Source organism: Trichlorobacter ammonificans, assembly GCF_933509905.1.
GTDB lineage: Bacteria > Desulfobacterota > Desulfuromonadia > Geobacterales > Pseudopelobacteraceae > Trichlorobacter > Trichlorobacter ammonificans.
This window is the reverse complement of record NZ_OW150024.1, coordinates 1,578,098-1,599,762: the sequence shown is the minus strand read 5'-3', so window position 1 is coordinate 1,599,762 and position 21,665 is coordinate 1,578,098. Positions and strand designations below refer to the sequence as shown.

Below are 21,665 nucleotides of genomic sequence, written 5' to 3'. Positions count from 1 at the left end.
AACGGGAGGCGTCGTGCCGGTGCGGGAATGCACACCGGTTCCACGGCATGCCCCGGTATTCCCGGGGTGGAGTGCACGTACATGAGCGAGCCAGACTCTCGAACCTCCGTTACTGCAGCGTCAGCCGAGAGCAATCCGCCACCCTGCGGCAGGCCGGAATTTGTCGATGGCGTCGCGTCTTCCGTGTCCCCAACGCCGGACACTACCCGGCAACTGTTGAGGGAGCTTGAGGCACGGGAAGCCGAGCTGAAAGCACAGAATGCCGAGCTGCTGCGCATCCAGCATGATCTGGAGCTGTCCCGGAAGCGCTATTTCGAGCTGTACGACCGGGCGCCGGTGGGGTACTTCACGCTCAGCCCCACGGGGCTGATACAGGATGTCAACCTGACGGCCGCCGTCCTGCTCGGCAGGGAAAAAAACGACCTGCTCGGTTGTGACTTCCGCCTGTTCATTCACCCCGACGACATCACCACCTTTTCCCACCACCACACCCAGCTTGACGACAGCATGGCGCCACAAAGCTGTGAGATCCGCCTGCTCTGCGGCGAGGAATGCGCCCCCTTCTGGGCGCATCTGCAGGCCGGCCTGTCGGCGTGCGGCGAATACCGGATCGCGCTCACCGACATCCACGAGCGCAAAAACGACGAGATCAAGCTGCAGGAGAGCGAGGAGCGCTTCAGGAAACTGGTTATGGCTGCCAAAATCGGTGTTATCCAGCAGGAACGCAACGGCACCATCATCACCTGGAACGAAACCGCTGAACGGGTGTTCGGACTCAGCGTCAGCCGGGCGATCGGCCTTGATGCAACCAGTTACGACTGGAAAACCTTCCGCGAGGACGGCAGGCCCTTTCCGGGCAGTGAGCATCCCTCCATGCAGACCCTGGCAACCGGCGAGCCCTGTTCCAACATTGTCATGAAGGTGGTGCGCGACTCCGGCGACTTCACCTGGATATCCGTCAATACCGGCCCCCTGTTCAGACATGGTGAATCCACGCCCTACGCCGTGGTGGTCACCTTTGCCGATATCACCGAGCGTAAGCAGGCCGAAGCGGTGCTGCAGGCCCGCCTGCGTATCAGCGACTATGCCTACGAGCATCCCCTTGATGAGCTGCTCACCAAGATCATCGACGAAACCGAAGCCCTTACCGACAGCAGGATCGGTTTTTTCCACTTTGTCGAAGACGACCAGGAGAGCCTTTCCCTGCAGACATGGTCGAGCAATACCCTGAAAACCGCCTGCGGCACCGAAGTCCGGGAACTGCATTACGCGTTGGACCGTGCCGGGGTCTGGGCGGACTGCATCCGGCAGAGAAAACCGTTGGTCCACAACGACTATGCCTCGCTCCCCCATCGCCGGGGATTGCCGGAGGGACATGTTCCGCTGGTGCGGGAGCTGGTGGTGCCCATTTTCCGGGCCAGCCGGATCGTCGCCGTGATGGGGGTTGGCAACAAACCGACCGACTACACGGTGCGCGACCTGTCCCTGGTACAGCACCTGGCCAATCTGGCCTGGGACGTGGTGAAACGCAAGCGTGCCGAGGAGCAGTTGAACGTGACCCGGGAGATTCTTTCCCTGTTCGTCAAAAACTCACCTGTTTACGCCTATATCAAGGAGGTAACCCCCACCGGAAGCCGTGTGCTTGAGGTCAGCGATAATTTCCAGCAGATGATCGGCATGCCGGGAGAAGAAATGATCGGAAAAGCCATGGGGGAGCTGTTTCCGGGGGATGTGGCGGAACGGATCATGGCCGATGACCGGATGATCGTCGGGGCAGGGCAGCCGGTGCAGCAGGAGGAAATCTTTTGCGGCCGCTACTACACAAGTTACAAGTTTCCGATCATCTTTGAGGATCAGACCCTGCTGGCGGGCTTCAGTATCGACATCACCGAGCGGAAGCAGATGGAGGAGGCCCTGCTGGTCAAGTCGCAGCAGCTGGAAGAGTTGAACCAGTCCCTTGAGCAGCGTATCGATCAGGCGATTCAGGAACTGCGCAACAAGGATGAACTGCTGATCCAACAGGGGCGCCTGGCCGCCATGGGGGAGATGATCAACAACATCGCCCACCAGTGGCGCCAGCCCCTCAACAACATCGGACTGATCGTGCAGAACCTGCAGTTCTCCTTCAAGGCGGGTACCCTGACCACCACCATCATGAACCGGGATATTGCCACCACTATGCAGCTTTTGCAGCAGATGTCCGGCACCATCGACGATTTCCGCAACTTCTTCAGTCATGACAAAATCGTCCAGACCTTCCAGGTGAACGAGGCGATCCGTCGCTCCCTCAACTTCATGCTGCCCGTGCTGAAAAGCAACAACGTAGAAGTGCGCTGCACAGAGGAGTGCGAGGTGCAGGCAGACGGGTATCCCGGTGAATATACCCAGGCCATACTCAACATCCTGACCAACGCAAAGGATGTGCTGCTGGAACGCGCCGTGGCGGAGCCCTGTATCGACATCCGTATTTTCAGTGATAAAGCCGGCCGTTCGGTGGTGGTCATCGGCGACAACGGCGGCGGCATAGCGCCGGAGGTGCTGCCACGAATATTCGACCCCTACTTCACCACCAGAAAAAAAGGGGAGGGGACCGGCATCGGCCTGTTCATGTCCAAGATCATTATCGAGAAAAACATGGGTGGCCGCCTGACCGTCCGGAACCGGGACGGTGGCGCTGAATTCAGGATAGTGTTGTAGTTGGAAGAAGCGGGTGAGCCAGCATGCTGATCCTGCGCCGGGGCGAGCTATGCAGCGGGATGCTGAAAGGAGTGGGAAGCTCATGAGCGACCAGTTGCTTTCATCTGCCGACAAGATTCTGGTCGTTGACGATGACCTGCTGACCCGCGAGTTTGCCCGCACGACACTTGAGCCTGCTGGATTCGAAGTGACCGATGCCACCAGCGGGGAGGAGGCCATGACGCTGCTGGACCGGTACGTCCCCGACCTGATCCTGCTCGACGTGATGATGCCGGGAATGGATGGCTTCAAGACCTGCCGGGCCATCCGCGAACACCCCTCTGGTACCGACATTCCGGTGCTGATGATGACCGGCCTGGATGATCTGACCACCATTGCCCGCTCCTACAAAGTTGGGATTACCGATTTTATTTCCAAGCCGATCAAGTGGGGAGTCCTGCCGTACCGGATCGCCTTTATCATCCGTTCCAGCCGTGTGAACCGGGCCTTGCGGGAGAACGAAGAGCGCAACAGGAGTTTTTTCGAGTACAACCAATCGGTCATGCTGGTGGTGGATACCGCCGACGGGGCGATCGTCGATGCCAATCCGGCAGCGTGCGGCTTCTATGGCTGGTCCCGGGAGGACATGAAGCGAAAGCACCTCTGCGACATCGTCGCGGCATCCCGGAATGATGTGCGGGAAGCCGTAGACCGGGCCCTGGCCAAGGAAAACAATCACTGCTTCTTTCAGCACCGGCTGGCGGACGGCTCGATCCGTGACGTTGAAACCTTCTGCAGTCCCGTCACAACAGCCAACACGTCTCTGCTCATCATCATTGTCCACGACATCACCGAACGCAGAAAGATGGAGGAACGGCTGATCGAAAGTGAAAACCGCTTCCGCTTCCTCATGGACATGACCCCCAACATCGCCGTGCAGGGCTACCGGCTCGACGGCACCACCACCTACTGGAACAGGGCATCGGAGCAGCTCTACGGCTACACGCCGGAAGAGGCCATCGGCAAAAGCCTGCTCAACCTGATCATCCCCCCCGTGATGCGGGAGCAGGTGTTGAGCGAAATGGTCGTGATGGGGGAGACCGGCCGGCCGATTCCCGCCGGAGAGCTGCAACTGATGCGCAAGGACGGAACGTTGGTATCGGTCTATTCCAGTCACGCCCTGATCCAGCCGCCGGGCCGTGAGCCGGAGCTGTTCTGCGTGGATATCGACCTGACGCCGCTGAAACAGACGGAACAGGAGCTGCGCCAGGCCCGTAATGCCGCCGAGGCGGCCAATGAGGCAAAATCGAACTTCCTGGCCACCATGAGCCATGAAATCCGCACCCCCCTGGGGGCATTGACCGGCAACCTGGAGCTGCTGGCACAGACTCCTCTCGGCCGTAAACAGCAGCAGTACCTGAACGATTGCCGGGCTGCTTCCCGGATGTTGTTGCAGGTCATCAACGATGTGCTGGATTTTTCCAAGGTGGAGTCCGGCAGGCTCGAACTGGTCAGCAAGCCGTTTTCTGTCGCTGCCACCGCCAAGCAGCTGGTCAGGATATTTGCCCCCGCCGCCCGCCGGAAGGGTCTGACGCTCGCCATCACTCTTGCTTCCGACCTGCCGGAGTATATCGACGGCGATCAGCTCCGCATTTCCCAGATCATCACCAACCTGCTGTCCAACGCCATCAAGTTCACTCGCAAGGGGACGATTTCGCTGGAGATATGCTGCCGACATTGTCATGAGCATGACGACAGCGCGCTGCCGACCCTGGAGATCACGGTCCGCGATACCGGTATCGGCATTCCGGTTGAGGATCAGGAGAAGATTTTCGAGAGCTTTCGGCAGTTGGAAAGTTTCGGTTCCCGCCATTTTTCCGGAACAGGGTTGGGGTTGGCCATCTCCCGTCGTCTGGCCGACCTGATGGGAGGCAGCATCACGGTCTTCAGCGTGCCGGAGCAGGGGTCAGAGTTTCGCGTTGCATTACCGGCTACGGTCTGCGAAGCGCCCGAGCAGAACGAGCGGCAACATGGCCGCGTCGTCACGCCGCGTAGCATCCTGCTTGCCGATGACGATCAGTTGGGCAGGTCAATGATGTGCTCCCTGCTGGAAGGAAAGGGACACCGGGTGACCGTGGTGGAGAACGGCAGCCGGTTGCTTGAAGCGCTTGCTAACGGCAGTTTCGACATCGTGTTGACCGACATTTCCATGCCCGACATCGACGGCAGCAGGGCGGCACGGATCATCCGCTCCGGCGAGCGCCCGGAAATCAATCCGCAGATTCCGATCATCGCCATAACGGCCCACGCCTTTTCCAGGGACCGGGAGGCCTTTCTCGCCGCCGGTATCAACGGCTTCGTGCCGAAGCCGGTGGATATGGATGAACTGTTGCGGCAGATCGAAGCGGTCTGTGCCGCCAGCTCCCTCCTCAAGTCCTCCGGATGAGCTCCCTGCAGGCGACGCTGATGGCGACCCCGTACTCCGGTCCCGCACTGGCGGTGCGGAACGTGAGCAAGTGCTACGGTGACGTGCGTGCGCTGGACTCCTTTGCCCTGGAAGTAAACAGGGGGGAAATCTTTGCACTGCTGGGGCCCAACGGTGCCGGTAAGACTACCCTGATCCGGATTATGACGACCCTGATGCGTCCCGACTCCGGCGAAGTCCTGGTGAACGGGCTGCCGATCGGGCGGTGCGGCCGCGAGATTCGACGGCAGATCGGCGTGGTTCCCCAGGAAAACAGCCTCGATCGTTACCTGACTGCCCGGGAAAATCTGGAGCTTCATGCGCGGCTGCATGCCCTGGAGCCGAAACGGGCCAGAAAACGGATCGACGAGGTGCTGGAACTGTTCGGGCTGGCCGCCCGTCAACATGATTTTCCCGACACCTTTTCCGGGGGCATGCAGCGCAGGCTGGTGGTGGCCAGGGCACTGGTCCATGATCCCGCCGTACTGTTTCTTGACGAGCCCACCACCGGCCTGGACCCGCAGTCGCGTCGGGCGGTCTGGGAGTATATCCGCTCTCTGGCCGGCGACATGACGATCTTCCTGACCACCCACTACCTTGAGGAGGCGGAGCAGCTCTGCGAGCGTATCGCCATCATGGATCACGGCAGACTGATTGCCCTGGGAAGCAGTACCGAGCTGAAGGCACGCCTCTCCGGCGGCGCTACCTATGAAATCGAATGTGTGCATGCGCAGGGGGCGCAGCGATGTGCGGATATCCTGCGGACCCTGCCCTGTCTTGAGGAGCTGTCGTTGTCGGGCAATCTGCTCACCGTCCGTCTCGGGCAATGGGAGTGTCTTGCGGAAGTGGTATCCGCCCTGGGGGGGACTCCGGTGCGCCGTATCTCCCTGCGTGAGCGAACTTTGGAAGAAGTCTTCATCAGTCTCACCGGGGCGGAGGTGCGCGATTGAATCTACGGGGAACTCTGGCCATCTGGCGCCGGGACCTGCTGGTCCTGCGGCGCAGCATTCTGTCGGAGATGGTGGCGGTGGTGGCCTATCCGTTAACCATCTACCTGGCCTTCGGTATCGGCATGCAGGGTTACATCGGGCCGGTGGAGGGAATCCCCTATGGACTTTTCATCGCTCCCGGCCTGATCACCATGACGGCAGTCAGCGCCGCCTACAACGAAAGTGTCTGGAGTCTCTGGTTCCACCGCCGGGTGCAGTACACCATCGAATCCTATCGGGTGACACCGATATCGGTTTCCGAAATCGTCATTGCCAAGATACTGTCCGGTTTTTCCCACGGCCTGCTCAAGGGACTGATGGTGGCCCTGGTCATCTTGGTCATCACTCCCTTCAGGTTCGCCCCGGACCGTCTTGCCGCCTACCTGCTCTTCCTGATTCCGGGTTCGGTACTTTTTTCCTGCGCCGGGGTCATCTGCGGCACCCTGCTGGACAAGCCGGAGACCATCGGGCGGGTGGAGGCGGTATTCATTATGCCGCTTATCTTCATGTCCGGACTGTTTTTTCCGCTTTCTGCCTACCCGGCGACCGTTGCACCGTTCATCCGTCTGTTGCCCACCACCGCACTTTTCGAGGGGGCACGACAGGCCCTGGTGGGGGGCAGCCTGTCCCCGTTCTTCGGAGCGAACCTCTCTGTGGCCGCAGTAAGTTGTTTCCTGGCGGCGGTGCTGATCTTCCGGCGTCATCTGGCTGAATAACCCGGAGAAACCATGGCCGTCCCACTACCCCTCTATCCTGCCGTCAGGCCTCCGGAACCGGAGGATGGCGGGCTGCTGCGGGATCACCTGTTCAGGTTGCAACCCCAGGTCTCCGAGCTGTGTTTCGCCAATCTCTTTCTGTTTCGCCACGCCCACCACTACACCCTGAGTCTGCTGGACGACAGTGTGATCGTGTTCGGTCGCGACTACGACGGCACTGCCTGCTTCCTTCCGCCGCTCTGCGGAAATCGGGGGGCTGCCGCCCGGAAACTGCTGGATGCCGGGCATCAGCTCTATGGTGCCGACGAGGCGTTTCTGGCGGAGCACCTGACGGGTCGAGGATATTCGCTGGTTGAGGACCGCGATAACGACGACTATCTCTACCTGAAGAGCGATCTGGCCACCCTGTCCGGCGCCCGCTTCCGCACCAAGCGCAACCGGATACAGCACTTCACCTCCCGTCACCGGTACGTTGTGGAGCCGTTTTCCTCGACTCATGTGACGGCATCGCTGCACCTGCTGGACAACTGGTTCCGTCACCATGACAACGACGGAACCCGCTCGCTGCAGCCGGAGCTGGCGGCAAGCCGGGAAGGGCTTGAACGGGCGGAAGAATTGGGGCTTTTCGGGGTTGTGGTACGTCTCGATGACGGGATCGCCGCCTTTGCCCTTGGCGAGCGTCTTAACGACACCACAGCGGTCTGTCTCTTTGAAAAGGCTGATCCGGCCATGGATGGCGCGTCGCAACTGGTGAACCGCGAATTCTGCCGTTTGCTCCCGCCCGAATGCAGCCACGTCAACCGGGAGCAGGACCTGGGAAAGCCGGGGCTGCGGGAGGCAAAGCGCTCCTACCATCCCGTTGCCATGGTTCGAAAATTTCGGGTGTTCCCCCGGAGTCCGGCTAGCTGATGTAACGTTTCGAGACAGGTGCCCCAAATCTAACGTTCCCCGAAAACAGTATCGAGTTCAAGCGGTTATCATCACCCCACCCATCATGCCCTCTCGTTGTGGCGTATTTTCTTGCCGAAATGCTTTGGTTTGTCGTGGTTAATAGCCTGTAATTGCTCTGTTTTTGTATTCTGTTTTTGGCACGGAATATGGAGTGGCCACCCTGATGGCAATTTCCGGGTCAGGAGGCTGATATGGCTATTCGGCTTGAGGGCAGTGATGTGTTTCTGGTCGGCGATTGGAACATGGAAGGGGTGGTGCGCCATATCGATTCATTGTCAGACGTGCTGCAACAGGTTGACGATCAGGGGCAGAAGACCCTGAAGGTGGACTGCGGCCAGATCAAGAGCGTTGACTTCAGCGGTTTGCAGTTGCTGAAGGTGTGGCTGCAGTGCGCCCGCTTCCGGGGCCTGGAGCCGAAGCTGGTCAACCTCTCCGAAGGGTTGAAGCGGGTCATGCTGGTGACCGGTTTTGCACCGGCCGAAGCCGGCTTGTGTCTTGAGGACCGCTGAGCGCGGCCCTGTCACGTTCGACGATACCGGGATGGTCATGCTTCGTTTCAAACGGATCGGATACCTGCTCCTCAGTTCCGCCATGCTTGCCGCTTTCCTGGTTGCGGCCGGCTGCGCCGCCTCACGCCGTGCGTTTGACAGCGGTATGCGCCTGGAAGAGCAGGGGCTCTTCGAAGAAGCACTGGTGCACTATGCCGAGGCGATCAAGGCTGAACCGGCCTCCGCCGAATACCGTATCCGTTTTCTTGCCGCCCGTGCCGAGGCGGCGCGGCTGCGCGCCCGGCTGGGAGAAGAAGCGTTGAGTGGCGGCAACTATGCAAAGGCGGTGACCGAGTATCAGGCAGCCAGTCTGCTTGAACCGGGAACCAAACGCTACGGCGAGCAGGCGGCCGCGGCTGCCCGTTTGCTCAATGCCCGGAATGCCTGGCAAGAGGGGATAGAGTTCGAACGTTTGAAAAAGCCGGGTGAGGCAGCGAGGGCCTTTACCGCCGCCCTGGAGCTGGACCCCGGAAATCCCCAGTATCAGGCCGCGGCCGAGCGGGTGGCGGCACTGCGTACCTCTCCGCTGAAGCGTTATGAACTCCAACTGCGCAGCAACAGCCGGTTTACCCTCAAGTTCAAGGAAGCCCGCATCAGGGATGTTTTTGCGATTCTCACCCAACTGTCCGGCATCAGCTTCGTCTTTGACGAGGGGGTGAAGGATGTACCGGTCTCCATCAACCTGAACAATGCCACATTCGATCAGGCATTCGAACTGCTGACCGGTATGAACCGGCTCGGGCACAAGCTGCTCAACGAGCGCAACATCATGATCTATCCCAAGACCCCGGAAAAGCTGAAACAGTACGAAGAGATGGTGATCCGGACCTACCAGTTGCAGTACATGGACGCCAAGAAGGCCATCAATCTGATCCGTAACCTGTTGCAGGTGCGCAAGCTCCAGGCCAACGAAGAGTCCAACACGCTGGTACTGCGGGATACGCCGGAAATGGCCGGTGTCGTGGAAAAGATCCTGGAGGCCAACGACCTGCCCGAGCCTGAGGTGATCCTGGATGTCGAGGTGGTGGAGCTGAACAGCAAGAAGACCCACGACCTGGGCCTGCTGCTCAGCGATTACGCCGTGAGCCTGGGCGGGTTCACCCCTGCCGGGAAGCTGCTCTCCCCCTCGCTGTACACCGCCACGGACGCGGCGACGCCGGTGGACATATCGCAACTGCTCAAGGCTTTTTCCATCAAGGGGTTCGGCGGCTACGTCACCGTCCCCAGCGCTCAGTACAACATCGGCAAGACCCTGGCCAAGGGTAACATCCTTTCCAATCCGAAGATCCGGGTGCGCAACCGGGAAAAGGCCCGTTTCAACGTGGGACAGCGGGTGCCCATCCAGACCACCACCACCACCGGTACCATCGCCTCCACCAATGTCCAGTACGTGGACGTGGGGATCAAGCTGAACGCCGAGCCGACCATCCAGTTGACCCACGAGGTGGTGGTGAAGCTGGCCCTGGAGGTCAGTTCGGTTATCGGCAAGGAAACCTCCAAAACCGACGGCACCACCCTGCTGACCATCGGGACCCGCAACCTGGATACCGTACTTTCCCTGAAGGACGGAGAAACCGTGATCATCGGCGGCCTGATCCAGAACAGCGATACCGACAGTACCACCAAGATCTTCATGCTGGGGGACCTGCCGCTTTTGGGGCCGCTTTTGTCCAACAACAGTGAGACCAGGGAGAAAAACGAACTGCTGCTGGCCATCACCCCCCGGCTGGTGCGGGGCATGACCGTCCACGGTCCGTCGCAGACCATATTCGACTCGGGCCGGGAGGATGAGCCGGCCCTGCTGCAGTCCTATCCTTCGTTCAAGCAGACGGCAGAGTACGAGGAGAACGGCACGGCGGTGCCGCAACCGGCGCAACCGGCGCAACCGGCACAACCGGCACAACCGGCACAACCGGCACAACCGGCACAACCGGCACAACCGGCACAACCGGCGCCGCCTCAACAGCAGTGAACCATGGGCCGGCGCCTGGGGACACAACGGGGGGTAACCCTGGTGGAGCTGGTGGTGACGGTCAGCATCCTGGCCCTGCTCGCTTCGGTGGTACTGCCACTCTCCTGGATGACCGGCCAGCGGGTGCGCGAACTGGAACTGCGTCGCAATCTGCGTATCATCCGTACCGCCATCGACGACTACAAAAAGGCGTACGACAAGGCGGTGGAGGAGCGCAAGATCATTGCTGCGGCAGCTAAAAGCGGCTACCCGAAGGATCTGGAAACCTTGGTGACCGGCGATGATTTCGGCGGGGCCTACCGGGTCCGGCAGCGCTTCCTGCGCCGGATTCCGCCGGATCCGATGAATCCCCCGCGGGGAAACGACCCGCCGGCCTGGGGACTGCGCTCCTACAGCGACAGTCCCGATGCCGGCACCTGGGGGCGTGAGGATGTTTTCGACGTCTATTCACTGAGCAACGGCGTGTCCATCGACGGCACCCGCTACCGGGACTGGTGACGAAATCGTGAATGCTGACGGGCGGATAGCTGGTGCGGGCGGCTTCACCCTGATTGAGCTGATGATCGTCATTTCCATCATCGGCATTCTGGCCGCCATTGCAGTGCCCAGCTACCAGACCGGCCTGATCAGGGCTCGCGAGGCAGTGCTGCGGGAAGATCTGTACAGCATGCGCTCGGCCATCGATCAGTTTGCAGCAGATCAGGGGCGTTATCCGATGAGCCTGGCGGAACTGGTTGAGCAGCGCTATCTGCGGGAACTGCCGATCGATCCCTTTACCCGCTCCCGGGAGACCTGGGTCATTGTGGCTCCTCAGCCATTGCCGTCTCCGGCTGCCAACGATGGTGGGAGTGGGGGGCGGACCCCGCTCTTGGGTAACGTCTACGATCTGCACAGCGGTTCGAATCTGGTCGGGACCAACAACGTCCCGTACAACGAGTGGTAGGAGCGATGACCACCGACGGCTGCCGGCTGCTGCGCTCGACCGACGGTTTCACCTACCTGACGGCCCTGTTCATGGTGATGGTGATGGGAGTCCTGTCGGCTGCGGCGGGGCAGGGATGGCAGCAGCGGATGCAGCGTGAGCGGGAGGAGGAGTTGCTCTTCCGGGGAAGCCAGCTGCAGGATGCCCTGACCCGTTGGCATTACCCCAGGGGGAGCGCCCATGTCGCCACGCCGCTCGCCGATCTCCGACACCTGCTGCGGGACCCGCGCACCCCCGCCACGGTGCGTCACCTGCGCCGGCTCTACCCGGACCCGATAACCGGGAGCGACTGGGAGCTGATCCGCGACCCGGTTCGGGGCATCATCGGTGTCGCCAGTACCAGCGGGCTTCAGCCGTTCAAGGTGGACAACTTTCCGGAGTCGTTGCGGGAGTTCACCAACAAGCAGTCGTATCGTGACTGGCGGTTCGTTGCCCGTCCCCCGGTTGCCGCATCGACCGGAGCGGAGACGGCTCCCCAGCCGATCGGCACCAGTCCCCGGTCCGGTCCGCAGTAACCAGGGAGGCAGCAGGACGACTATGGCCCTTTTCACCTGCACAATCGGCCTGGCGGACGGCAGTATCCAGACCAGGGAGCTGGAGGGGGACGATGCGGCCCGTCTGCGGCAGCGGCTCACGGAGATGGGGTTGCAGGTCTTTTCCGTGCGGCGGAAGCGCTTTTCACTGCTGTATGAAACGAGCGGCAGACGACTTGCCACCCGCGACCTGCTGACCTTCAATCAGGAGCTGCTGGTGTTGTTGAAGGCGGGCATGCCGATGCTGCAGGCGCTGGACACGCTGCATGAGCAGTGGCCGGGGGAGCGTCGTTTTTCCGCGATCCTCGGCCGAATTCGCGATGAGGTGACTGCAGGGGGAACCCTGTCGGGAGCGCTGGAACAGCACGGCAGCGTTTTTCCCCAACTCTACATCGCCTCGGTGCGGGCAGGGGAGCGAACCGGCGACCTTGTTGTTACCATCCGGCGCTACCTGCAATTTCTGAAGCGCTCCGACCAGGTTCGTCGCAACGTGGTGAGTGCGCTGGTCTACCCGGTCATTCTGGTGGTGGTGGCCTGTCTGGCCGTTGCCCTGCTGCTGGTCTACGTAGTGCCCACCTTCAGCCGCATCTACGCCGATGCCGGTAGTCAACTGCCCCTGGTCACCCGTCTGCTGATCGGTTTCACCACCGGCCTGCGTGCCTGGCTGCCGCTTGTGGCAGTAGTCGCGGTCTGCATGGCGTTCAGCCTGCGATACTGGGCACGCACCGCTGCCGGACGCTACCGCGTCGACCACTGGAAGCTGCGCATACCGCTGGTGGGAGAGCTGGTGCGCAGCCATGCCGTCTCCGCATTCTCCCGGACCATGGGCACGCTGCTGGGCAGCGGCATTCCGCTGGTGGAATCCCTCAGGAACGCCGCGGGTACCCTGCACAACCGTTTCATGGAGGCCCGGCTGCTTGAGACGGTGCGGTTGGTGGAGGAAGGAAGCACGCTGGCCGCCGCCCTGGAGCGGAGTCGGATCATGCCGCTTCTGGCGTTGCGCATGCTGGGCGTGGGAGAGGCCACCGGAGCCCTTGAGGAGTTGTTCACCGATATCGCCGACTACCTGGAGAGCGAAGTGGAAGAGCGCCTGCGGCTTTTGACCACGGCCGTGGAACCGGCCATCATGATCCTGATGGGGGCCGTGGTGGGAGGAATCATCATCGCCATGTACCTGCCGATCTTCAAGATCGCCGGCACCGTGGGGTAGGGGGCGTCATGGCTCACCGCAGGATCGGTCAGATACTGGTGGAACGGGGAGCGCTCACCCCGGAGCAGCTTGCGTCCATGGTTGCCATGCTGCCGGTACCGGGGATGCGCTTCGGCGAGCTCTGCATCTCCGCCGGCCTGCTGGGGGAGGTTGAGCTGTCCCAGGCCCTGGCGGAGCAGAACGGGCTTATGTGGGTTGATCTGGGGGACCACCGCATCGACGAGGCGTTGCTGGCAACCCTTCCGGCCGATGTCATCTACCGCTACCGCTTCATTCCGCTGGAGTACCGGCAGGACTGCCTGGTCATTGCCGTTGCCGACCCCACCGACGTGCTGCGCTTCGACGAGCTTGAAATGCTCCTGGGCTGTCCGCTGCTGCTGCGGGTGGCCAGCGAGTCTGACATTGCCTCTCTGCTCAAGGCCGGCGAGGGGACCCGCCGGGTGCTGCGGGACGTTACCGACGATTTCATGCTGCACCTGGTGCGGGAAACGGACAAGGGGGAGGAAACCCTTTCCGCCGAATCCCTGGCCACCACGGACACCAGCCCGATCATCAAGCTGGTCAACAGCACCCTGCTGGATGCCCTGGGACGACGGGCCAGCGACATCCATATCGAGACCGGCGTCCAGGGGGTGATGATCAAGTACCGGATCGACGGCGTGCTGTTCCAGGCCAACGAACCGATCGATCGGCAGTTCCAGTCGCCGGTCATCTCACGGCTCAAGGTCATGAGCGAGCTTGATATCTCCGAGCGACGGGTGCCCCAGGACGGCCGCTTCAAGGTTCGTTTCCGGGACAAGTCCATCGATTTCCGCATCTCGATCATGCCCAGCGTCTATGGCGAGGACGCAGTGATCAGGATTCTGGACAAGGAAAGCATCGCCAGCGAGATGAAGGGGCTTTCGCTGGAATACCTGGGCATCAGCCCGCGGGAGCTGCCCCGTATCCGGCGCAAGATTCGCGAGCCCTACGGCATGGTGCTGGTGACCGGCCCCACCGGTTCGGGCAAGACCACCACCCTCTACGCCGCCCTGACCGAAATCCACAGCGGCGAGGAAAAAATCATCACCATCGAGGACCCGGTGGAGTATCTGGTGCCGGGGGTGCTGCAGATTCCGGTAAACGAGAAGAAAGGGCTCACCTTTGCGCGGGGGCTGCGCTCCATCCTGCGCCACGATCCGGACACGATCATGGTGGGAGAGATCCGCGATGCGGAAACCGCCATGATCGCGGTGCAATCCGCCTTGACCGGACACCTGGTCTTTACCACGGTCCATGCCAACAACGCCCTGGACGTGATCGGACGGTTCGCCCACATGGGGATCGATCCCTATAACTTCGTTTCCTCCCTCAACTGCATCCTGGCCCAGCGCCTGGTGCGGCGGCTCTGCCGGAAATGCCGCCGACCAGTGCGGCCGAAACCGGAGGAGTTGCAGGATGCGGGAATTTCGCCGGAGCAGTGCGGTGAGGCGGTCCTGTACGAACCACACGGCTGCGAGACCTGCAACGGTACCGGCTACCTGGGGCGTTCCGCCATTGTGGAACTGCTGGAGTGCAACGATATGATCCGCGACCTGATCATCAACCGTGCCACCGTGGCACGCCTGAAGCAGGCGGCCCGGCAGCAGGGCACGATCTTCCTGCGGGAGGCGGCCGTTGAAAAGCTGTTGGCCGGCGAAACCAGTCTGCGGGAAATCAACCGGGTCACCTTTGTGGAGTAGCTCATGGCGCTTTCACTGTTTTCAGGCAGGATAACCGGGCTGTCCATCGGCCGGGATGGTGCGGGAGCTGCGGTGCTGCGGCGGGGCAGGGGGCTGCCGTTGCTGGATCGGGCGGCGTTCGCCCCGCTCCCCCCGGGGAGCCTGCAACTCTCCTGGAACGAGCCCCACCTGAGCGATCCGTCTGCCTTCGTGCAGTGCCTGGCGACGGTACGCCGTTCATTGCCCACCTCCGCCGGTCGTACCGTCCTCTCGTTGCCGGACGCCGGCGGCCGGATACTGCTGCTGGATTTCGACGAAACCTGGAAGGACCGGGACGAGGCGGTGGAGATGATTCTCTGGCGACTGCGGAAGAATCTTCCCGGCGATCCTCCCGAACTGCATCTGGATTTTCAGGTGCTGCAGCGGAAGGAGGGGGGTGCGGTCCGGCTGCTGGTGGCCTTTGCGGTCCGCCGGGTAGTGGAGCAGTACGAGCACCTCGCGCGTGAAGCCGGGTTTCTGCCGGTGCGGGTTGAACTGCACCAGCTCAGCCTGATCCGCGCCTTTGCGTCGCATATCGAGCCGGAAGGGGCCACCACTCTTGTGCTCTGGCATGGCGAGACCCTGACGGTGATTATGCTCCACAACGGTATTCCGGTGTTCTGGCGCAGCAGATTTCTGCCGGCCGACCGGGGCGGGGGGACACCGGAGCGGGAGTTGCACGGCTCGTGGGAGGCGTATCGTCGACAGTGGCCGGGGCAACGCACGGCCAGGCTCTATGTCGTTACTGACGCCAATGCTTCCGAGCCGGGCTGGTTGACGGAGGTGGCGGCACTCTGTGAGCAGCAGCCGATACGGCTGGATTCCTCCGACCTGTACCGGCGCTCCCCCGGCGTTCCGGTGGTCGGGCTGCCCCGGGAACGGATGAATGGCGCCATTGCGGCGGCAGTGGGGGCGCTATGATCCGGATCGATCTGAACCTGCGTACCGGTCCCTGGTACGATCGCCGCTTCTGTGCCGCAGCTCTGGCAACCGCCATGGTGTCTTTGCTGCTGCTGACCGTTGCCGGTGTCGTCATGCTGGTTGCCGGCAGCGATGAACTGCGACGGCTGCGGGAGGAAACTGATGCCCTTGACCGTCAACTGGCGGCTGCGCGCGCGGCACTGCCGGAGGCGGAGCTGCTGCGCCAGCGGCGGCGGGTGGAAGCGATCAATGCGCTCGTGGACCGCCACCATGGGCAAGTGTGGGTCAGGCGCCTTGATGAGCTGGAACGGTTGGTGCCGGAGCGGGTCGCCCTGACCGCCCTGATGCCGGACAATGAGGGGAAGCGGCTTTCCCTGCAGGGGCGTGCCGGGGGATTCGGCGATCTGCAGCGGCTTTTAGAGAGCCTTTCCGGAGCAACGCTGCTCGCCGAGCCGATGCTGGTGGGCCACAGTGCAGCGGCGCCGGCGGAACAGACGGGGCTGGTGCAGTTTAACGTGTCCGTCAGGCTGGTGTCGCCATGAGCGCCTCCCGGCTGGTAACGCTGGTCCGCGAGTACCGTCGCATGCTGCTGTGGCTGCTGCTGCTCGGCAGCGTGTCCGTGGCGGTCTGGGGATACCTGCTGGGACCGCAGCGTCAGCAGCGCGAGCAGGTACAGGAACGCTGGTCGGAAAAGCGCCGGCAGCTCCATGAACTTGGACGGGGGGACGGAGCGGATCGTCAGCAGCGCGCCCGGCAGCGCCTGGACAGTCTGTTGGCCACGATTCCGACCCGCAACGAGTTTCCGCGGGTACTCGGGCACGTGACCGACGTTGCGGCAGTGCACGGGGCAACGGTCAGCACGCTGACCTACCGTCCGCTTCCCCCGGCCATTGAAGGAATGGCCGGTTATGCGCTGTCCGTTGGCATCACCGGCAGCTACGAGGCGGTAAAGCCGGTCCTGGCTGAGTTACAGAACCTGAATGCCCTGGCCTACGTGGAGACGGCCAGCCTGGTCAATCCCGATCCGCGAACGGAGCGTCTTTCGCTGGAGGTCCGGATGGTACTCCACCTGCGTCCGGAGGTGCCGCCATGAACCGCACCCGCCTGATTCTGGCCGTGCTGCTACCGCTTCTGATCGTGACCATCATCAGCGCCTGGCTGCGCATGCCCCGCCAGAAACGTATCGACCGTCTCACGTATCGACCATTCTCCTCCCTGTCCGGTCAGACGGCAACTGCCGGGCGGGGTGGGGGAGTGCTGCGCGATGGTCTGCAGGTGTCGTCAAGCAGCGCAGTCCGTGTGCACAGGAACATTTTCAGACCCCTGGCGGGGGACCGGGGCACTGCCGCACCGCGCGGCAGCGCCGCTGCGCCGACGTCGCGAAGCGGGCCGGCAACTCCGGCATCGCCACCGCCCCCCACACCGCAGGAACTGGCCCGGCAACAACTGGACGCTTTCACGGTCCTCGGCGCTTACACCAGGAAGGGTATCAGAATCGTCTTTCTGGCCAGGGGTGAGGAGATCATCACGGTGCGGGTAGGGGATATGCCGATACCGGGGTACCGGGTGGTCGCCATCGATGATGAGCGTATGACCCTGCGTTCCCAGGATGGCAGCCACCAGTTGGTGGCAACGTTATGATCGTTCAGGGGGGGCTGACGGGAGTCGCTCGTGGGCCTTTATGCCGTGGACCCGCTCATAGGCCCGGCAAAACGGGCAGAGTGAGGTCTCAATCCGCTTCACCAGGGTGAAAGCGATGCCGGCCTGGCTGCGCCGCGCCTGCCGGCAGACCGGGCAACGCTCGCAGATGGCCGCAAGGGTACGATCGAGAGGGCTGGCAGCAGAGGGGATCATGGGGCATCTCCGATCCGGGAACATACGATGGTTAGGGGTTGATTAATCATCCCATCTGGGCTAGGTAATGGCTGACACCATCAGCAGTGCCGCCACCCGGCGGACGGAAAGGCGGAAATCATGGGAGCTTCCGAATATTTCTTCCTGGCGTTGTTTTTCGGGATACCCGGAGTGTTGGGGGCGCTCCTCGCCAGAAACCGCGGCAAGAACATGCTGCTGTGGGGGTGCGCCTCGGCGGTTTTCCCCTTTTGCGTCTTCATCCTCTGGTTCAATAAGCCGGATCGCTAGCAGGAGATAGCAGCTGCGCGACGACCATCACCGCTCTCCCGACGGCAGAGCAGTTTGTTTCAGGGGTGACGATACTCCCCCGTCGTTACAAAATGCTCGAATTCCCGGGCCGGCACCGGCTTGCTGAAAAGGTACCCCTGCATTTCACAACAGCCGTTGGCAGCGAGAAAGTCTCGCTGCTCCCTGGTTTCCACCCCTTCCGCAATCACCTGCAGATTCAGGCTTCTGGCCATGCCGATGATGGCACTGACGATGGCGGTGTCATCCTGGTTGGTGGTAACGTCATGGACAAAAGACTTGTCGATTTTCAGCTTGTCCAGAGGAAATTTCTTCAGGTGGCTCAGACTTGAGTAGCCGGTGCCGAAGTCGTCGATGGAAAGCTTGATCCCCATCTGCTTCAGCGCGTTAAGCGTCGTGATTGCTTCTGCATTTTTCATGATGCCGGTTTCGGTAATCTCCAGCTCAAGCCAGCAGGGCTGCAGTTCGGTTTCTTCCAGAACCCGGGCCACCAGGGTTGTCAGGTTTTTCTGGTGGAACTGCATGGCCGACAGGTTGACCGCAACCGAAATCGGCGTTCCCCCCTGCCGCTGCCAGAGGCTGTTCTGGCGGCAGGCCTCCCGCAGCACCCATTCTCCAATTGGCACGATCATGCCGTTCTCTTCAGCCAGCGAGATGAACATATCCGGCGGCACCAAACCGATTTCCGGGTTCTGCCAGCGTACCAGCGCCTCCGCACCGATGATCCGTCCGGTGACCACGTTGACCTGCGGCTGGTAGTAGAGGATGAACTCTTCGCGCTCAAGTGCCCGGCGTAATTTGTTTTCAATGGTCAGTCGTTCGTAGGAACTGGTATTCATCACCGGGGTGAAGAACTGATAATTGTTCTTCCCGTTATCCTTGGCCCGGTACATGGCAACATCCGCGTTCGAGATCAGTTCCTCGTTGGCGGTGCCATCCTCAGGGAAGAGGCTGATACCGATACTGGCCGTGGTATGCAGTTCCATATCCCTGATCATGAAGTGGGCGGCAATGGAATTCAGGATTTTCTGGGCGATCTTGCCGGCGTGATCGGCGTCGCGCAGATCGGGAATGACCACAATGAACTCGTCACCCCCCAGGCGGGCAATGGTATCACTGTTGCGCACGCAGGTTTTCAGGCGCTCCGCCACCGCCTGCAGCAGCAGGTCGCCGACGCTGTGCCCCAGGGTGTCATTGATGGTTTTGAAGCGGTCCAGGTCGAGGAAAAGAATCGCCACCTTGGTCTGCTGCCGCTTGGCGTAGAGGATGGCCTGGAGCAGCCGGTCATGCAGCAGTATCCGGTTGGGAAGGCCGGTCAGTGCGTCGTAGTGGGCCATGAAGTGGATCCGCTCGTCTGCGGCCTTGCGTTCGGAGATATCCGATGAAACGGCAATGTAGTTCTGCACCTGGTCGCCGGCGTCCCTGACCGCAACGATACTGAGCCACTTCGGGTAAATTTCGCTGTTCTTGCGCCGGTTCCAGATCTCTCCCTGCCAGTAGCCGTTGGTACGGATCGCCTCCCACATCTGTCGGTAAAACTCCGCGTCGTGTCGCCCCGATGACATGATCCGCGGGTTCTTTCCGATCACCTCCTCCTGGGTATAGCCGGTGATCCTGCTGAAGGCCGGATTGACCGAAAGATAGTTGTTGTCCGCATCCGTCACCACTACGGCCTCGCTCATATTCTCAAACACTTTTGAGGCCAGCCCCAGCTCCCGTTCCGACATCTTCAGTTCGGAGGTGTCGTGCATGATCCCCATGAAGAGGCTGGTGTCGCCCAACCGGAACTCGCTGACCAGCAGGTCCAGGTGATAGATGCCGCCATCCTTGCGTCGGCCGACCAGATCCCGCACCCGGTGGCTGCTCATACCGTCGTCAAAGGAGATCAGGCTGTCGAAGGAAGCCTCCGGCTCCGCCGGATCTCCCATGGAAAGCAGTGCTGCTACGTTCATTTTCGCCAACTCTTCGGCATCATAGCCGAAAATGTCAAGGGTGGCGCGGTTGAAAGACGTAATGGCGCCCTGCCGGTTGAACCAGATTACGCCGGTGGCGATAGGATGAAAAATGGCTTCCAGGTGTGCATGGTGTAGTACGGCGGATGTGTCAGGTGTCATAGCATTTCCAAAAGCACCGGTAATGTTTGTTCGACGAGCGTGGTGTCGTCGAAGCGTTGTGCCGTTATGGCGACAAAGAAGACCTTATAATATTTTTGCAGGGTTGAACAGCCGTAATTCCAGCCGATTAATTGCATTGACGTTCGTGCTGATTGCACACATCCCGCATTATGGTAAAATTTCTAACACAGGGGACCGTGGGAAGGAGGAGCCGGCGAGGGTCAGGTTCGGGTAAAGCGTGTGGTATGCGGAGTGTTCGATGTTTTGGGTGGTGTTATGGAGGAATATACCATGCAAACTCAGGGCGAGCCGTATGAATTTGAAGTACCCGTGAAAAATTCCAAAATAGCTCTTTACACTGTTATTGCGTTCATTGTGTGCGCAATCGTGTATCACATTCTTGTCAGGGAACCGTCGCTTGAGTGGCCCACGAATATCATTCACCTGCTTGTTCGACATTGACTATGCATTCAGGCCCCTGAGGACGCCCAGAGTCGTACGACGCCGGCACAGTCCGGCCAAGGTCTGCGACTCTGCGCGTCTGCCGGATGCCGGCGGATCAACGTGCGCATACTTTGAAGTCAGCTCCTTCCCAGCATGCCTTATTGTTTTGTGATCGTTTGGCCTCACCCCACCTGGAATTATTACCACGCTTTGTAAGCCCGCGGACCTCCGCAACACCCTTTTCGACGATCGTCACAGAGATATCGGTTACTTCGCCTACCAGTGGTTTCCCCTTGACTGTATGGGACAGGACAAAGGAACCGCCGGCCTCGGGAATGAACAGACAGGTGCCTGTGTAAGCAGGCTGATTGTTCGAGTAAACCTCACACGACACAACTTTTTCGGCAGCGTGTGCGGGACAGGTCGAAAAATACATAGCCAGGATCGTGCATATCAGTTTTTTTCTCATGTGTGCTCTCCTTCTGCGAAAAGCCTGCCTCGGTGATTATCTTCCCGCGCAGTGCCGCCAGTGGGCGAACTCTGCCACGGAATTGACAAACGGGGCAAGAGTGGAGTTCAACAGATCATCTCGAACCATAGGCATCAGCCCGCTACGACGGGTAAAACGTATGGGACATGCTTTGAAAGAGAGAATACTTCGGTAGGGAGTTTTCATCAAGCCCCGGAAAAAGAAAACCCGGTAGTGTATGGGTACAGTACCGGGCAGAGTAAAAGAGTTATGCAACAGCATCTGAAAGTAATAAAAATTGTAAAGGATTAGGCCTGAATCTCATCAGGTCTCAGCCAGACCATCTTGTCTCGCAAAACCAGTCCACCTCAGAGTTTTTTGATTTTTTTAATTTTCGGATTTTTGCAGCTGGAGTCGAAGTATCGCGCCAAATATGCCTTATGCTTGGCCATTTGCTCGGCTTCGGGCTGTGTTACTGCCCTGACTTGTACATACTGGTCTTTCTGATTGGGGCCGTCACAGCGGACAACAACATCATAGGTGTTTCCCGTGGGTATACGCTTTGCTTCAGCATCAGTATTGATCAAAAAACAAGCCAAAAGAAAAGAAGCACAGATAACAGGTGTTTTCTTCATACTTAGAACCTTTCATAGTCATAATTTCAATAGATGCTGCAGACGATAAACTAGCTTGTAATAGCATGGTACACATATTATTTCGATGGAAGTGAGGGGAATAAGCTAATTCGGTGCAGACTGTAACCACCGTCATGAGACT

The 21,665-nt window shown here is 60.5% G+C and carries 21 protein-coding genes; 17 read left to right on the top strand and 4 right to left on the bottom strand.

Going from position 1 to position 21,665, the window contains the following annotated elements:
- Positions 1-81 precede the first annotated feature (81 nt).
- From RAK07_RS07290 to RAK07_RS07215, 16 genes are all read left to right on the top strand, one after another.
- A complete protein-coding gene (locus RAK07_RS07290; protein WP_305732173.1) occupies positions 82-2,697 on the top strand; it encodes a PAS domain S-box protein in 2,616 nt (871 codons plus the stop codon).
- A gap of 82 nt (positions 2,698-2,779) precedes the next feature.
- Positions 2,780-5,122 (top strand): response regulator, encoded by a 2,343-nt coding sequence (locus RAK07_RS07285; protein ID WP_305732172.1) that lies wholly within the window; start codon positions 2,780-2,782, stop codon positions 5,120-5,122.
- A gap of 20 nt (positions 5,123-5,142) precedes the next feature.
- Positions 5,143-6,090 (top strand): ABC transporter ATP-binding protein, encoded by a 948-nt coding sequence (locus RAK07_RS07280; RefSeq protein ID WP_305732171.1) that lies wholly within the window; start codon positions 5,143-5,145, stop codon positions 6,088-6,090.
- Positions 6,087-6,845: an ABC transporter permease gene (locus RAK07_RS07275; RefSeq protein ID WP_305732170.1), complete on the top strand. Its 759-nt coding sequence runs from the start codon at positions 6,087-6,089 to the stop codon at positions 6,843-6,845. The genes RAK07_RS07280 and RAK07_RS07275 overlap by 4 nt, the downstream gene beginning before the upstream one ends.
- 12 nt (positions 6,846-6,857) lie before the next feature.
- The gene (locus RAK07_RS07270) at positions 6,858-7,754 is read left to right on the top strand and encodes a DUF2156 domain-containing protein (protein ID WP_305732169.1); all 897 of its coding nucleotides are present in this window, start codon (positions 6,858-6,860) and stop codon (positions 7,752-7,754) included.
- Positions 7,755-7,987: 233 nt separating this feature from the next.
- Complete coding sequence (locus RAK07_RS07265; RefSeq protein ID WP_305732168.1) at positions 7,988-8,305, top strand: STAS domain-containing protein; 318 nt, start codon at positions 7,988-7,990, stop codon at positions 8,303-8,305.
- 37 nt (positions 8,306-8,342) lie between these two features.
- Complete coding sequence (locus RAK07_RS07260; protein ID WP_305732167.1) at positions 8,343-10,316, top strand: secretin GspD/PilQ domain-containing protein; 1,974 nt, start codon at positions 8,343-8,345, stop codon at positions 10,314-10,316.
- A 3-nt stretch (positions 10,317-10,319) separates the two neighbouring features.
- Positions 10,320-10,814, top strand: a complete 495-nt coding sequence (locus RAK07_RS07255) for a prepilin-type N-terminal cleavage/methylation domain-containing protein (RefSeq protein WP_305732166.1) — start codon at positions 10,320-10,322, stop codon at positions 10,812-10,814.
- Between the two features lie 7 nt (positions 10,815-10,821).
- A complete protein-coding gene (locus tag RAK07_RS07250; protein WP_305732165.1) occupies positions 10,822-11,259 on the top strand; it encodes a type IV pilin protein in 438 nt (145 codons plus the stop codon).
- Between the two features lie 5 nt (positions 11,260-11,264).
- The gene (locus tag RAK07_RS07245; RefSeq protein ID WP_305732164.1) at positions 11,265-11,813 is read left to right on the top strand and encodes a type II secretion system protein; all 549 of its coding nucleotides are present in this window, start codon (positions 11,265-11,267) and stop codon (positions 11,811-11,813) included.
- A 22-nt stretch (positions 11,814-11,835) separates the two neighbouring features.
- Positions 11,836-13,041 carry a type II secretion system F family protein gene (locus RAK07_RS07240; RefSeq protein ID WP_305732163.1) on the top strand — a complete coding sequence of 402 codons (1,206 nt, stop codon included), beginning with the start codon at positions 11,836-11,838 and terminating at the stop codon, positions 13,039-13,041.
- Between the two features lie 8 nt (positions 13,042-13,049).
- On the top strand, positions 13,050-14,762 hold the full coding sequence (locus RAK07_RS07235) for a GspE/PulE family protein (RefSeq protein ID WP_305732162.1): 1,713 nt from the start codon (positions 13,050-13,052) through the stop codon (positions 14,760-14,762).
- A 3-nt stretch (positions 14,763-14,765) separates the two neighbouring features.
- On the top strand, positions 14,766-15,701 hold the full coding sequence (gene pilM / locus RAK07_RS07230) for a type IV pilus biogenesis protein PilM (protein ID WP_305732161.1): 936 nt from the start codon (positions 14,766-14,768) through the stop codon (positions 15,699-15,701).
- On the top strand, positions 15,698-16,243 hold the full coding sequence (locus tag RAK07_RS07225) for a PilN domain-containing protein (RefSeq protein ID WP_305732160.1): 546 nt from the start codon (positions 15,698-15,700) through the stop codon (positions 16,241-16,243). Before pilM ends, RAK07_RS07225 begins: the two co-directional genes overlap by 4 nt.
- Positions 16,240-16,794 (top strand): type 4a pilus biogenesis protein PilO, encoded by a 555-nt coding sequence (locus RAK07_RS07220; RefSeq protein ID WP_305732159.1) that lies wholly within the window; start codon positions 16,240-16,242, stop codon positions 16,792-16,794. Before RAK07_RS07225 ends, RAK07_RS07220 begins: the two co-directional genes overlap by 4 nt.
- Positions 16,791-17,342: a hypothetical protein gene (locus RAK07_RS07215; protein ID WP_305732158.1), complete on the top strand. Its 552-nt coding sequence runs from the start codon at positions 16,791-16,793 to the stop codon at positions 17,340-17,342. Before RAK07_RS07220 ends, RAK07_RS07215 begins: the two co-directional genes overlap by 4 nt.
- Here the strand turns inward: RAK07_RS07215 and RAK07_RS07210 are convergent.
- Positions 17,337-17,555 carry a hypothetical protein gene (locus tag RAK07_RS07210; protein ID WP_305732157.1) on the bottom strand — a complete coding sequence of 73 codons (219 nt, stop codon included), beginning with the start codon at positions 17,553-17,555 and terminating at the stop codon, positions 17,337-17,339. The two genes, RAK07_RS07215 and RAK07_RS07210, sit on opposite strands and share 6 nt — an antisense overlap.
- 120 nt (positions 17,556-17,675) lie before the next feature.
- Between RAK07_RS07210 and RAK07_RS07205 the strand changes: the two genes are divergently transcribed.
- Positions 17,676-17,843 (top strand): hypothetical protein, encoded by a 168-nt coding sequence (locus RAK07_RS07205; protein WP_305732156.1) that lies wholly within the window; start codon positions 17,676-17,678, stop codon positions 17,841-17,843.
- Positions 17,844-17,902: 59 nt separating this feature from the next.
- On the opposite strand, the gene RAK07_RS07200 is transcribed toward RAK07_RS07205, so the two are convergent.
- From RAK07_RS07200 to RAK07_RS07190, 3 genes are all read right to left on the bottom strand, one after another.
- Positions 17,903-19,975: a sensor domain-containing protein gene (locus RAK07_RS07200; protein WP_305732155.1), complete on the bottom strand. Its 2,073-nt coding sequence runs from the start codon at positions 19,973-19,975 to the stop codon at positions 17,903-17,905.
- Between the two features lie 559 nt (positions 19,976-20,534).
- On the bottom strand, positions 20,535-20,888 hold the full coding sequence (locus RAK07_RS07195; RefSeq protein ID WP_305732154.1) for a hypothetical protein: 354 nt from the start codon (positions 20,886-20,888) through the stop codon (positions 20,535-20,537).
- A 368-nt stretch (positions 20,889-21,256) separates the two neighbouring features.
- Positions 21,257-21,523 carry a hypothetical protein gene (locus tag RAK07_RS07190; RefSeq protein ID WP_305732153.1) on the bottom strand — a complete coding sequence of 89 codons (267 nt, stop codon included), beginning with the start codon at positions 21,521-21,523 and terminating at the stop codon, positions 21,257-21,259.
- Positions 21,524-21,665 lie beyond the last annotated feature (142 nt).